The organism is Halanaerobium kushneri (genome assembly GCF_900156285.1).
Classification (GTDB): domain Bacteria; phylum Bacillota; class Halanaerobiia; order Halanaerobiales; family Halanaerobiaceae; genus Halanaerobium; species Halanaerobium kushneri.
Genome location: NZ_FTNC01000008.1, coordinates 1 through 13,313, shown reverse-complemented (window position 1 = coordinate 13,313; position 13,313 = coordinate 1). Strand labels below are relative to the sequence as shown.

Genomic DNA, 13,313 nt, shown 5'->3' with positions numbered 1-13,313 from the left:
TTTAAATTTTCTTTTTTAATATTTTCCAGATTGTTCTGGCTGTTTTAACAGCATTTTCACCTAATGGATGATCACTATAGGCAGTTTCTACAAATATTTCCGTTAAATTATTAATTTCTTCTTTTAAGTCCTGAAACTTTTCGACTAAATAACTCCGGTATTCATATGGAGTAGCAGCTGGATCTTTACCCATCCCTTTTAAAGATAAAAGTCTGAGCAGAGAGTTATAAATTCTAATTATTATGGAATTAGATTGACCTGTCAGCTCAATATTTTTAATGTTCTTTGCTTCTTCTTTAGCAGATTTCTTATTTTTTAGCCTCTCATTTCTTTTTCGCCAGCCGGAGGTAAAATTAATTTCTTTAATGACGGTAAAAATATCTTTAAGCGCTTTAATAATAAATTGATAAAAAGCTTTAAAAAACTGGGGCATGTTTTTTAACTTGCCTATCTCTGAGGTTATAAAAAAGATTACAAGAGCCAGAAAGAAAAGCGCAAAAATAACAGTCAAAAATATCTGGATAATAACAAATAATATCTCAATCCATCTGGGTTCTTCTTCCTCGGCCTCATCAGGCAGCTGTCCAGCATCAAATCTCTCTCTTATATTATCCTGCTGTTCCATCTCAACTACTCCCAACAAAGCCAGCTGTTGTCCTATCCAGCTGTTGATTCTATCCATTGGCAACGGTTGATAATTTGAAGGAAGTAAGAAAGCAAGCAGCAGAGCTAAAATTATAAAAATTAATAGAAATTTTCGCCAGCCCTTTTTTATTGATTGAGTTTCCTTTATTCGATTAACATTCCAGTCAACTGTTTTTTTGTCAAGATAAGTCAATGCCAGTAGAAATACCTCTGTAACTAAAAATATAATCGTTAAAATCAAAAATAGCATATTGACTTCACCTATAAACGCCCAGAGAATGAGCAAAGGCAGGTTAAGCCAGCTTACTTTTCGAGTCATCCTGGGCCAGATCAGAGGATAATCAAGCAATCTCCTAAATTCATCTAAATTCCAGTCCTCTCCCTTACTTTCATAAATTTTATCAAAATCCTTACGAAAATATTCAAAAATCCCGCAGAATTCATAAACCTGATACCAGAAAAAAATACTGACCAGCCAAAATATAAATAAGTCCAGCTTGTCAAGGCTAAATATTGTAGCCAGACTCTGATAACGACCACTTAAAACAACTAAAAGCAGCAGATAGACAAAAAATTCTACAACAAAAGTCAGCATCGGTATTTTTATTTCCAGAGAAGCATTAAAATGCAGGATTGCCTCTACTAAAAATAAAAATAAGATTAAATAGGAAAAATTATTTAAGTTCATAAAATTTGAATTAATTTCAATTAAATAAAAAAACATAATGGCAAGGATAAAATACAACATAACTCCCATAAAGGGATAAAGATAACTATATTTAAAATTATATTCTTTAGCCTTCATGTAAATCACGCTCCCGCCGCAAATGATGAATTGAAAGGGGCGCTGTAAAAGGTAGATAGCTGTATTCCCGATGTACAACTTCATCCCCCAGAATCATAATTTTAATATTATAACCTCTTCTCAAAAGGTTTTCTACCACCTGTATTAGTTCGCTATCATCTTTATCGGTAAAAATAATTAGAGTTCCTCCCCAGGCTAGATCCAGCTCATCTGTTAATAGATTAAGAAAGTTATCAGCCTTTGATATTTCAACTCTTGCCAGTAACTCCAACAATTCCTGTAGATGAGCATCTCCGCTACCGGAGGGCAGTTTTAAATAACTATTGAAATTAGCAGCTGCCGCTGAATCAGATTCAATCTCATTCGACTTATTAACATTATCAGCTTCAGCTTCTAAAGTATTAACTGATTTTTCAACTTCCAAACCTGATCTCTCTCCCGACTCATTTTTTGTATTTATCTTTTGCTGATAGGCATTAAATTCCTCCCAGTCTGTACCTTCAATAACAGCATTACTTAAAAATTTAAAGCTGTGGCCAACCCGATTTAAATAATAAGCCATTGAAGCTGCTGCTGTTACTGCAAGCTCTGTTTTTCTTTCTAAAAATTTAAGCCCATAATCTTCCTGAGACATATTTAAAACCAGAGCTGTATCAATCGAAACTGTAGATTCATTTTGGCGAGATTTTAATTCCCCAGTTTTAGCAGATGCCTTCCAGTGGATCTGGTTTAATCTATCTGCAGGCTGATATTCTCTAATACCTGCTGTTTTATAGGGATCCTTATAAATAGGCTGAGGCCATTTAGAATTACCAAAAGGTAATCGGGAAGCCAGTCCTAACTCTTCTAAATTTAGAATTTTAGGATATATATAAACTTCGAGCTCTTTGAGTTCCCCTCTGGTTAGCTCATAGCCTAAAAAATCTCCTATCTCCCATTTCAGAGGTCCAATTTTATAAAACCCTCTTTTTTTAGCCTTTAAATTGAATTGCCATTCCTTTTTCTCCCCGGCTTTAAAATAGCTTAAGTGCTGCTCCTCCAAAATAGTCAATTTATTGGGTAAAAATTCTTTAAATTTCAGCCATAAAATTGGCAAAAAACTATTATTTTCTATCTTGATTATTACTTCAATCTTTTCATTATAAAATAAATGGTCATTTTTTAAGTAATGAGATATTTTTAAATTTTTGCCAATATTATAATGATAATATTTGATTATAAAATGAAAAAGGAGGAAAAAATAAGCAAGCTTAAATAAGATTGTCCGCTGCATAACCGCTCCTCCCAGATAGGTTACTAAACCCAGAGCAAAGAAATTAATCAATTACTGGCACCTCGGTTCTTCTAATAATCTCTTTTATAATCTTTTTCTTATCTGCACCTCTGAGCCGGCTTTTTGATTTAACAATTAAGCGATGAGCAAGAACTGCAGAGGCAATTTCTTTTATATCATCCGGAATGATATAGTCTCTTTCCTTAATTACCGCCCATGCCTGAGCCATTTTCATTAAAGCAATACTGCCCCGGGGACTGGCTCCCAGCTCCAGATCACTATGATTCCGGCTCTGATTTACCAGTTCTACTATGTATTTTCTCAGTTTCTGATCAACATGAACTTTTTTTACCTCGTTCTGTAATTCAATAAACTGCTGATCAGTCATTACAGCCTCTAATTTTTCCACCGGATGCTCCAGCTGCAGGTTTTTTAAAATTATCTGTTCTTCGTTCTCAGCGGGATAACCAATCTCCAGTCTAATTAAAAATCTATCAAGCTGCGCTTCAGGTAGTGGAAAAGTACCGTCATATTCAATTGGATTCTGAGTTGCCATGACGATAAACGGATCCGATAATTTGCGGCTTATTCCTTCAACAGTGATTTGTTTTTCAGCCATACTTTCTAAAAGTGCTGATTGAGTCCTTGGAGTTGCACGGTTTATCTCATCAGCTAAAACTACCTGTGAGAGAATTGGTCCTTCTCTAAATTCAAATTCATTTGTTTTTTGATTGTAGATAGAAACACCAGTAATATCAGATGGTAAAAGATCAGGGGTAAACTGAATTCGCTTAAATGAACAGCCAACAGAGCGGGCCAGTGATCGAACCAGGATAGTTTTCCCGACTCCAGGTACATCTTCAAATAAAATATGTCCCTCAGCCATCATAGCTGCCAGAGCTAGTTTTATTACACGATTCTTGCCCAGGATCACTTCTTCCACATTGTCAATAATTTTCTGTACTTTTTCTATATTCTGCAATTATTCCACCTCTTATTATTGGGGACCAGATACAAGCTTTAGATTTTGTAGCTGGATAAAAATTTTCTCTATTATTTAACCACTGGCACAGTCAAACTTCCCTGGGGGAGAATATAAACAGAATAATCTCCCTTATATTTTTCTTCCAGATAATCAACTGCCTGCTGAATAGATGTCATCTTTTTAGCAAAAATATTATCAGTTTGTTCTACAGTTAAATCGGAAATCAGAATTATTTCTTTTTCAACTGCCACCTTAGAGATCGCAAAGGCTTTGTGACCTCCAAGTAAGAATTTTTCTTTTATCCGTTTAACATTATCTTCAGGTTTTTGAGCCTCATTCATCCATTTTTCAAAACGCTCTTCCCCATAACCTTCTGAACACTCAGCCACCCAGATTATTGTTCCTCCCTTTTTGACAGCATGCTCTGCATGATCCAGAGCTTTCTGGGCCTGATAAATATTAATATCTCTTGGAAAACCGCCCGAACTTACAATAGCTGCATCTGCTTTTTTTGCTAAATGAAGATGATACATCTCAGCTGAAGTATTAATCCCATCTTCCCAGGCCTGACGATAATTTCCAGCAGTAACCTGAACAATCTCACGACTGCTGTTGGTAACAACATTCAGAATAAAATCCACCCCAACCTTTGCTGCTGCTTCAAACATTTCCTGGCTGATTGGGTTTTCACTTATTTCAGGCGGATCTGCTATAACATCTATCATTAGAGCATGATTATTTTCGATGCTTTCCCTACCGGCTACTCCTGGCAAAATTGATTTTCTTCCACCAGAAAAACCTGCCATATAATGAGGTAAAATCACCCCAGTGGTGATTACAAAATCAGCTTCAGCCACCTTTTTATTAATTTTTAGCCTATTACCAGTGCTAAGCTTGCCTAGATCTGCTAAGTTATGATCACAGTTGTGATAAATAAAATTATAATTGCCGTCAATTTTTTTACCAAAAATTTCTTTATTTTGCTCTGGCGAATGAGGACTGTGAACACCGGTGGCTACAATAAAGGTTACCTGTTCTTTTTTAATCCCCGCTTCCGAAATAATACTCAACAGTGGTGGCAGCATGTGGTGATATGGTGTATAGCGGGTTACATCATTAACTATAATTACCAGATCATCTATTTTTTTAGCTGTTAGAAGTTCTGCCAGTGGTGCGCTGCCCGTAGGATCTGCAAGTGCCCTCTCTACTGCTGCCTGGGGAGCAGCCAGCCCCTCTTTTTCTTTTGCTTTTAGGATATCTAATACTTTACTACTCTCAATTTTAAATTCTAATTTTTTTCTTCCATATTTTAATTTCATTTCTACTATACTACTCCTTCTTATTTGATGACCGGTAGCCGGGTTTATTTTCAGATGCCTGATGTCATTAATTTTCCCAGCTGTTAATATAATCCTCCTGTTCCTCTGTCAACTGATCAATCTCGATTCCTAATGACTTCAATTTATATTCTGCTACCATATTGTCAATATCATCAGGTATATTATAAACTTGGGCATCCAAATTTTGATTATGATTTAAATGTAATAAAGATAAAAGCTGTAGGGCAAATGTCATATCCATAATTTCGGCTGGATGTCCATCTCCTGCTGCTAGATTAACCAGTCTACCATCTGCCAAAAGATAGAGTTTACGACCATCCATAAGTTCAAACTTCCTGATATTTTCTCGAGCTTCACTAACTTCTATAGCCAGATCATTAAGTGCCGGTTTGGAAACTTCAACATCAAAATGTCCCGCATTTGATAAAATAGCTCCATCTTTCATTACCTTTAAATCTTCTTTATCAATTACATTTTTACATCCGGTTACGGTAATAAAGAAATCTCCTTTTTTGGCTGCTTCCTGCATCGGCATAACCTCAAACCCATCCATCCAGGCTTCACTGGCCTTAATCGGATCAATTTCTGTAACAATTACTCTGGCACCAAGACCCTTAGCCCTCATTGCCACACCTTTTCCACACCAGCCATAACCTGCTACTACAGCAGTTTTACCTGCAACAACCAGGTTAGTTGTCCTCATAATTCCATCCCAGACAGATTGGCCGGTTCCATAACGGTTATCAAAAAGAGATTTACATTTAGCATCATTAACTGCCATCATTGGAAAAGCCAGGGTTCCGTCTCCTTCCATCGCTTCCAGGCGGTGAATTCCAGTAGTGGTTTCCTCTGCTCCACCGATAATGTTTTCCAGCAGCTCTCTTCTATCTTTATGTAGAGTCTCAACCATATCCCCACCATCATCAATAATTAAATCAGGTTCAATATTTAAAACCTTATTTAAATGCTCCTTATACTCCTCTGGAGTTGAGCCATACCAGCTGTGGACCATTACTCCATGAGCAGCCAGACCTGCTGCTACATCATCCTGGGTGGAAAGTGGATTACTGCCCGCAATAGCTACCTCTGCTCCTAACTGACTAATCACATAAGCCATATAGGCTGTCTTCGCCTCTAAATGCAGGCAGATCGCCACTTTTTTCCCTGTCAGCGGCTGTGCTTCTTTATGATCTTTTAAAATTTCATTTAAAATATCCATCTTGTCTGCCACCCACTGAATTTTGCGCCAGCCCTCTTCAGCTAATTCAGGATTTCTAAGTGTTGATTTAGTAATCATAATTTTCCTCCTCAGTAAATTTTATTGTAATTATCTTTGTTTCTTTTTATAAATTAATAACGGATAATTTAAATGTTAAATTCTATTCTAATAAATTATCCGAATTTTCCTCTTATTTATATTTTATCATAGATTATTGTAATGAAAAGAAAAATCAGTTAAAACTATATATTTTTTATACTTCCTTCCAGAATACTCTGGCAGTATCAGTTTTAACAACTGAGTTTTTTGGAACCTGACTGATCACTAAAATAGAGTAAAATATATCTCCTGCTCCTCCAATGGAATTTAAAATTGCAATAATAGCTAAATATATATAATTTAATTCTAAAATAGAAATTAATAAAACTGGAAATACAGTTAGTATGAACAGAGGGGCCAGCATAGCAATTATAAGTCTATTTTTTTTTAGAGGTAAATCATAATAAGAGTAGAACACAAATTTTTTCGGCCAGAAACCAAAAATGATTTTATCAGAAAAGCCAAAATTGGGATACATGATCGCATGGGAAGCTTCATGTAAGGGAATTAATAAAAAGACTAAATACCAGTTTTCCATATATGTACTGTAAATTTCCCTAATTGATATAATCTCTTTAATAAATTGATAGAAAAATGTACTAATTAAAATTCCAAAAACTAATATTAGTAATTTAAAAATAAAAAAACTCGAGATGTTTTTTAGTTCCTTCCAGTCTTTATTCTGAGATAATTTTTCTAAATCTGTTGGTGAACCCAGCTTAAATTTCATTCAAATCTCTCCCCTTTATTTAAATTAAGTTAAATATGTTAAGTCAATTCTTCTTTTATTATATAAGATCTTAAATGAATGTATAAAGTTTTTAGCTAAAAGGTTGATATCAAAGACCAACTTGCACTTAGAGTAGAATAAGTTGTCTTAATTCATTTTGCCACTCAAAAGATACGACTTAAACTGTCAGAACTGCGGCTTAGCTAAAATCTACTCTCTGAAATCACAAAGTATGCTATTCTATTTTTAACAGCGGAAAAGGAGGGAGAATGAATGATAAAACAACCAATTGCAACAGGTTTATGCAACTTCCAGTCCGGCCAAAAATTAATTTAGTCAATCGCTTTACTTTAGATAAGCTTTATTAATATAATTAAGATAATGTGTAATTTTTTGAAAATAATTCTAAAGTAAACAGAAAATCTGGAGGCAAACTAATATGAAGCTAAAATTAATCTGTTCTAATTCCTATCAGCTTTTATTAAAGGAGTTTTTGGAAGCCAGAAATTTTCAAATTTCTGAACAGGCAGAACTGGCACTGGTTGAAAACGGCCAAAAAATTCCAGAAGACGTAATCAGCCTTGTATTCAACCCCCAGCAAATTGATCAATTGATTTCTTTTTTAGAAAATCAGCTCGGAAATGGGGCTGAGCAGAAAGAAAAAAATCTGCAGGATCACCTGATAGGGCAGCTGGATGAAAACTATGAAATTATTAATTATCAGGATATTATACTTTTTGAAGCCCAGAACAGCATAATTTATGCCAGAACAAAAGCTAAAAAATATCGCCTTAAAGAAAAATTATATCAGCTCGAAGATGAACTGGCAGCGGAAGGCTTTATCAGAATTAATAAGTCAGAGATAGTTAACATAATACATATCAAAGAGATTGTTCCCTGGTTTAATGGAAGACTACTTTTAAAACTGGATATAAAAAAAGAAATTGAGGTTTCACGCAGTTATGCTGGTGACTTCAAAAAATATTTAGGATTGTGAGGAGATAGTAATGGAAAAAATTAAAGACTATATAATTAATCTACTGCCTTCAGGAATGGTTGGAGTTGTGATCGCAATTTTTGAAAATCTATTCTTAAATCCAAACAGCGATCTCTCTGAATCAATTTTAATTTATTTTATCTTTGGAGCTTTAATTGGAACCGTAAGCGAGCTTGCTGTATCATGGACAATTTATAAGACCTCTTCTAAACTATTATCATATCTAGCTGTATTGCTTGCTGATGGCCTATCTGTCTTTTTACTATTAATGCTTTTGGGAACTCATCAGGCTTACGGCTGGCAGGCAGTTTTAAATATTATTTTAATCACTGAGATACTGGCCTTTGTTATTGCCTATTTTAGCAATCAAGAATATCAAAATTTTAATCAGAGTTTAGAGTCAATAAAAGATAACTTAAAAGGAAGAGAGTAAATTGAAAAATATTTTAAAAAAAATTATAATTATTGTGCCTATAATTTTAATCGCTTTAGTCTCATTTATAGTTTTAAGCAGTTATTTGGAACACCGGGAATTAATCGCTGAAGAAAAGGCAAAATATCCTGCTCCTGGTAAATTAGTCAGTGTTGATGAAACAAATATTCATGTTTATGCTGAAGGGCAGGGAAAGCAGACTCTGGTCTTTATGTCCGGACTGGGAACAGTTTCACCCTACTATGATTTTAAAGTCCTTTTTGAAAAGTTATCAGATGATTACCGTATTGCAGTTGTCGAAAGGGCCGGGTATGGCTGGAGTGAAATTAGTTCTGAAGCTAGAGATTTAAAAACTGTTCTTAACGAAACTCGGACCGCTTTAAAACTGGCAGGGGGAAAAGCACCTTATGTTTTATTTCCACACTCTCTAGCTGGACTTGAAGCTGTCTATTGGTCCAATCTTTATCCAGAAGAAGTTAAGGCAGTTATCGGTCTGGATCCACTTATGCCCGGCTTTATTGAAGAATCTGAAGAAGGACCTGTTTTATCTCCACTTATATCAATCCTGACTCGAACCGGGCTAGTCCGAAATCAGCCTGAAGTTTTTTCTAATAATTTTCATGCTGCTAAAAAAGGTCTTTTAACAGAAAAAGAAGCCAAAATTGCCAGAACAATATTTTACCGACGGGTCCAGACCAAAAACATGTGGGAAGAAGTTGATATGGTCGAAAGTAACTCTAAATTAGCTAAGAAAGAGAATAAATATAAAGTCCCTTTTTATGCTTTTATCTCCAGTAGAAATGAAGAAAAGAGCTGGCAGGACAGTATAGTTTCTTATACAAAAGAAGCTGATGGTGAAGCTTTTATTTTAGATGCTGACCACTACATTCACCTTGAACAGCCAGAGTTTATTGCAGAAAAAAGTAAAGAAATCATTGAAAAAAATTTATAGAATACAAACTCAAACCCTGCTTTTTTAATAAACCAGCTGCATTCTATTTTAAATTAATAACCTTTTTTCGCGATATTTGTATTCAATAAACTGGAAATCTGTGTATTTTACTTGTATAATTATAATTAAGATCAATTGAATCCAAATGGAGGGATCATTAATGAATAAAAAAATAGCAATATTTTTAATTGTAGCTCTGATAATTGGTGGTTTATCTTTCTTTTATCTGCAGAGTCCTAAGTCTGAAGTAGTTCAGGCTGAAGTTGGTACTGAAATTGATATGCAGGCTCCAGATTTTGAATTAAAAAATATAAATGATAAAAAAGTAAGTTTAAGTGATTTCCGCGGGCAAAAAGTTTTTCTTAATTTTTGGGCCAGCTGGTGTCCCCCCTGTAGAGAAGAAATGCCCGATATACAAAAATTACACGAGAACTACGGAGAAGAAGTAATCATACTGGCAGTAAATGTTGGAGAAAATAAATCTACAGCTGCTAATTTCATGATGAAAAATGGTCTTTCATTTTCTGTTCTCCTGGATACTGATAAGAGTACAGCCCAGAACTATCTGGTCCGAGGAATCCCTACAAGCTACTTTTTAAATGAAGATGGAATCATTAAAAATAAGGTTGTTGGTGCAGTGAGTTATGAGAAAATGCTTGAACTATCTGGAATTAAAGAATAAAATAAATAATTTTGTTTAAGCAGGAGGTAAAAATATGGATAAAAAAAAGATGGGTCTAAACGAAACTTGGAGCATGGCTGTTGGTGGTATGATAGGTGGCGGTATTTTTTCTGTTCTGGGAGTAATAATTGCAACTGCTGGTAACATGGCCTGGTTGAGTTTTTTAATTGCCGGCTTAATTGCTCTCGCCACTGGAATTAGCTATTCTAAACTAACAAATAAGTTTGAAGAGGGTGGAGGCGCTTTTACTTATATTAAAGATATTAATCACCAGGGATTAGCAGGGGGCCTTTCCTGGCTATTAATGATAGGATATATTCTCACTCTTTCAGTTTATGCATTTACTTTTGGGCAGTACTTAGAACAAATCTTAAATTATGGGCCCTGGTTTCCCCGGCTCGTTTCCATATCTATAATTCTGATTTTTATGTACTTTAATCTTAGAGATGTAAGTGAAGCTTCACATCTGGAGGTATTTATAGTTTGGGCAAAATTAGCTATTCTACTGGCTATTGCTGCTGTAGGAATATCAAATTTTAATCCAGATATGTTTAATAGTGAACCCATGCGATCAGCGGGTACTTTTGTCAATGCTATTATTGGAGCCTCAACTATTTTTATGGCTTATGAAGGTTTTCAGCTAATAACGTATGATTATAATGAAATTGAAGATGCTGACAGAACAATTCACAGAGCAGAAATTCTGGCAATTGTTTCTGTAATTGTTATTTATATTATAGTTACTCTGGGAACTATAAATCTGGTCAGCCACCAGACAATCATCGAAGAAAAAGAAGTTGTTCTTGCAATAGCAGGCCAGAACATCTTAGGTACCGCTGGTCTAATAATTGCTTCAATAGCTGCCTTATTTTCTACAGGTTCTGCTATAAATTCAACTATTTTTGCAACTGCACGTCTGGCAATTAAAGTGGCCAATGATGGAGAACTGCCTTCATTTTTGATCCATAAAAATAATGCCGGTATTCCTGATAGATCAATTTATATAATAGGCGGTGTTGGAGCCCTACTGGCTGCCTTTGGTAATTTATCCTCTCTGGTTGAAGCTGCAAGCTTTATTTTTCTGATTACATTTTCTACTGTTAATTTTATTGCCTTCAAGGAGATTGCTAAAACTAAATTAATTTCTTTCTTAGGAGGAGCAGGAGCAGCCATCGCTTCAATTTCATTATTTATTCGTTTTTTTCAGAGAGACATCAAAATTATTATAACTCTTACTATTTTATTGCTGCTGGCAACTGTAGGCAGAAAATTAATTTACACCTTTAACTCCTAACTCTACGACTAAACTCAGTTAAAAATTTAATATTTTATTTCTATCACAAAAAGCGGTGAAAATTCATTTTAAAATGAACTTTCACCGCTTTAAAAACTTATTTTACTTTATTTAATAGATTTTCAGTTTCCAAAAATATTTTTAATGAACTACAAAGTAGAATACAAATACTACTCCCAGTACATATACTAACCAGTGTACATCCTTACCCTTACCAGTAAATAGCTTAACTATTGGATAAACTATAAAACCAAGTGCAATACCATTGGAGATTGAATATGTTAATGGCATAGCTATCATTGCCACAAAAGCAGGTAGAATTTCTGTAAAATCATCCCAGTCAAGCTTGGTTATATTTGTCATCATCATTGTACCAACAATGATTAAAGCAGGCGCTGTTGCTGCTGCAGGAACTATTCCAATTAATGGTTTAAAGAATAAAGATAAAAAGAATAGTATGGAAACAATTACCCCAGTTAAACCTGTTCTTCCACCTTCAGCTACACCAGAAGCTGATTCTACATATGTTGTTACTGTACTTGTTCCAAATAAAGCTCCACCAGTGGTACCTATTGCATCTGCTAAAAGAGCTCGACTTGCTTTTGGTAAATCGCCATTTTCATCTAAGTATCCAGCCTGCTGACTTACCCCAACTAAAGTTCCAGCAGTATCAAACATATCCACAAATAGAAATGAGAGTAAAACACCCATCATACTAAAACTTAATGCTGAACCAATATCTAATTGTAACAACACTTCAGACCAGTGTGACATCTGTGGCATCGCAACTACTCCATTAAATGCAGGAGTAACACCATTAATCCAGCCAAAAGCAGTAGAAGCCAGGATCCCCCAGAGCAATGCTCCTTTGATTCCTTTGGCATGTAAAATTCCTGTAATTAAAAGACCAAATAAAGCTACAAGTCCGGGTCCAGTTAAGACACTCCCCATTGCAACTAGAGTTGCCTGATCAGCTACAACTATACCTGCATTCTGCAGACCAATGAAAGCAATAAATAAACCAATGCCTGTACTGATACCTGTCTTCAAAGCCATTGGAATACTGTTAACTATCATTTCTCTAACAGGAGTAACACTCAAAATAATAAAGATAATACCTTCCAGTAGTATAATTCCCAGTGCAGCCTGCCAGGTAACACCCATTCCAATAACAACTGAATAGGCAAAAAATGCATTTAAACCCATTCCAGAAGCAAGGGCAAAGGGATAGTTTGTTAAAAGAGCCATCGAAAGTGTACCCAGAATTGCTCCCATTATGGTAGCAATAAAGACACCATTAAAAGGCATACCTGCATCACTTAATATCGCAGGATTAACAAAAATAATATACGCCATAGTCATAAAAGTTGTAATTCCCGCAATAACCTCAGTCTTCACATCAGTGTTATTTTCTTTTAAACTAAAAAATTCTTCTAATACTCCATTATTATTACTCATTAATAAATACCCTCCTTATTTTTTTCTAGATATTAGTCGTTTGTATAATGTCTAAGGTCCTAAATGACAGGGCTCATGACATAAATTTTTGGTGATTTCCTCCTTAAGATATGGTATAATATAGTTAGAGATACTAAAAATACCACAAAGCCAAAAGGAGGAAATCATAATGTCTTTTAATTCTAAAAAGCAATTGTCTTTCGGTGATCTTTATGAACAGGCCAAAGATTGGGCTCAAAATGATAAACCTCAATTCCTTGAAATGCTCGATCAATATCTTGATTTATCTGAATTTATTCCATTCAGTTTCTACACTGCTTACTACAAATATTTTGGTAGAAAAAGAGAATATGATCTAGAATCGATGCTTTCTGCATTTATTCTGCAAAAAATACTGGGAA

Annotated in this window: 12 protein-coding genes and 1 pseudogene; 6 read left to right on the top strand and 7 right to left on the bottom strand. The window is 34.9% G+C overall.

The window, feature by feature from the left end; translation table 11 throughout:
• Position 1 precedes the first annotated feature (1 nt).
• The 6 genes from BW929_RS06860 to BW929_RS06835 form a co-directional block, all read right to left on the bottom strand.
• Positions 2-1,450 carry a DUF4129 domain-containing protein gene (locus BW929_RS06860; RefSeq protein ID WP_076544633.1) on the bottom strand — a complete coding sequence of 483 codons (1,449 nt, stop codon included), beginning with the start codon at positions 1,448-1,450 and terminating at the stop codon, positions 2-4.
• Positions 1,440-2,774: a DUF58 domain-containing protein gene (locus tag BW929_RS06855; RefSeq protein WP_076544632.1), complete on the bottom strand. Its 1,335-nt coding sequence runs from the start codon at positions 2,772-2,774 to the stop codon at positions 1,440-1,442. Before BW929_RS06855 ends, BW929_RS06860 begins: the two co-directional genes overlap by 11 nt.
• Complete coding sequence (locus BW929_RS06850; RefSeq protein ID WP_076544631.1) at positions 2,767-3,705, bottom strand: AAA family ATPase; 939 nt, start codon at positions 3,703-3,705, stop codon at positions 2,767-2,769. The genes BW929_RS06855 and BW929_RS06850 overlap by 8 nt, the downstream gene beginning before the upstream one ends.
• 71 nt (positions 3,706-3,776) lie before the next feature.
• The gene (locus BW929_RS06845) at positions 3,777-5,027 is read right to left on the bottom strand and encodes a nickel-dependent malate racemase, LarAH6 family (protein WP_076544630.1); all 1,251 of its coding nucleotides are present in this window, start codon (positions 5,025-5,027) and stop codon (positions 3,777-3,779) included.
• A gap of 67 nt (positions 5,028-5,094) precedes the next feature.
• Positions 5,095-6,345: an adenosylhomocysteinase gene (locus BW929_RS06840; RefSeq protein ID WP_076544629.1), complete on the bottom strand. Its 1,251-nt coding sequence runs from the start codon at positions 6,343-6,345 to the stop codon at positions 5,095-5,097.
• A 175-nt stretch (positions 6,346-6,520) separates the two neighbouring features.
• Positions 6,521-7,096: a DUF3267 domain-containing protein gene (locus BW929_RS06835; RefSeq protein WP_076544628.1), complete on the bottom strand. Its 576-nt coding sequence runs from the start codon at positions 7,094-7,096 to the stop codon at positions 6,521-6,523.
• Between the two features lie 439 nt (positions 7,097-7,535).
• Here BW929_RS06835 and BW929_RS06830 point away from each other — a divergent pair, with 439 nt between their 5' ends.
• The 5 genes from BW929_RS06830 to BW929_RS06810 all read left to right on the top strand — a co-directional run bounded on the left by BW929_RS06830 (position 7,536) and on the right by BW929_RS06810 (position 11,454).
• On the top strand, positions 7,536-8,093 hold the full coding sequence (locus tag BW929_RS06830; RefSeq protein ID WP_076544627.1) for a LytTR family DNA-binding domain-containing protein: 558 nt from the start codon (positions 7,536-7,538) through the stop codon (positions 8,091-8,093).
• Between the two features lie 10 nt (positions 8,094-8,103).
• Positions 8,104-8,526 (top strand): hypothetical protein, encoded by a 423-nt coding sequence (locus BW929_RS06825; RefSeq protein ID WP_076544626.1) that lies wholly within the window; start codon positions 8,104-8,106, stop codon positions 8,524-8,526.
• A gap of 1 nt (position 8,527) precedes the next feature.
• On the top strand, positions 8,528-9,478 hold the full coding sequence (locus tag BW929_RS06820) for an alpha/beta fold hydrolase (protein WP_076544625.1): 951 nt from the start codon (positions 8,528-8,530) through the stop codon (positions 9,476-9,478).
• 160 nt (positions 9,479-9,638) lie between these two features.
• Positions 9,639-10,160 carry a TlpA family protein disulfide reductase gene (locus BW929_RS06815; RefSeq protein WP_076544624.1) on the top strand — a complete coding sequence of 174 codons (522 nt, stop codon included), beginning with the start codon at positions 9,639-9,641 and terminating at the stop codon, positions 10,158-10,160.
• Positions 10,161-10,194: 34 nt separating this feature from the next.
• On the top strand, positions 10,195-11,454 hold the full coding sequence (locus tag BW929_RS06810; protein ID WP_076544623.1) for an APC family permease: 1,260 nt from the start codon (positions 10,195-10,197) through the stop codon (positions 11,452-11,454).
• A gap of 141 nt (positions 11,455-11,595) precedes the next feature.
• On the opposite strand, the gene BW929_RS06805 is transcribed toward BW929_RS06810, so the two are convergent.
• Positions 11,596-12,912 carry an NCS2 family permease gene (locus tag BW929_RS06805; protein ID WP_076544622.1) on the bottom strand — a complete coding sequence of 439 codons (1,317 nt, stop codon included), beginning with the start codon at positions 12,910-12,912 and terminating at the stop codon, positions 11,596-11,598.
• Positions 12,913-13,081: 169 nt separating this feature from the next.
• Here BW929_RS06805 and BW929_RS06800 point away from each other — a divergent pair.
• Positions 13,082-13,313, top strand: a pseudogene (locus BW929_RS06800) (ISNCY family transposase); the annotation flags it as partial.

Excerpts from the sequence above, each read along its gene's own strand:
- BW929_RS06860 (WP_076544633.1), bottom strand. The coding sequence starts at position 1,450 with ATGAAGGCTAAAGAATATAATTTTAAATATAGTTATCTTTATCCCTTT.
- BW929_RS06845 (WP_076544630.1), bottom strand. The coding sequence starts at position 5,027 with ATGAAATTAAAATATGGAAGAAAAAAATTAGAATTTAAAATTGAGAGT.
- BW929_RS06840 (WP_076544629.1), bottom strand. The coding sequence starts at position 6,345 with ATGATTACTAAATCAACACTTAGAAATCCTGAATTAGCTGAAGAGGGC.
- BW929_RS06835 (WP_076544628.1), bottom strand. The coding sequence starts at position 7,096 with ATGAAATTTAAGCTGGGTTCACCAACAGATTTAGAAAAATTATCTCAG.
- BW929_RS06830 (WP_076544627.1), top strand. The coding sequence starts at position 7,536 with ATGAAGCTAAAATTAATCTGTTCTAATTCCTATCAGCTTTTATTAAAG.
- BW929_RS06825 (WP_076544626.1), top strand. The coding sequence starts at position 8,104 with ATGGAAAAAATTAAAGACTATATAATTAATCTACTGCCTTCAGGAATG.
- BW929_RS06815 (WP_076544624.1), top strand. The coding sequence starts at position 9,639 with ATGAATAAAAAAATAGCAATATTTTTAATTGTAGCTCTGATAATTGGT.
- BW929_RS06810 (WP_076544623.1), top strand. The coding sequence starts at position 10,195 with ATGGATAAAAAAAAGATGGGTCTAAACGAAACTTGGAGCATGGCTGTT.
- BW929_RS06805 (WP_076544622.1), bottom strand. The coding sequence starts at position 12,912 with ATGAGTAATAATAATGGAGTATTAGAAGAATTTTTTAGTTTAAAAGAA.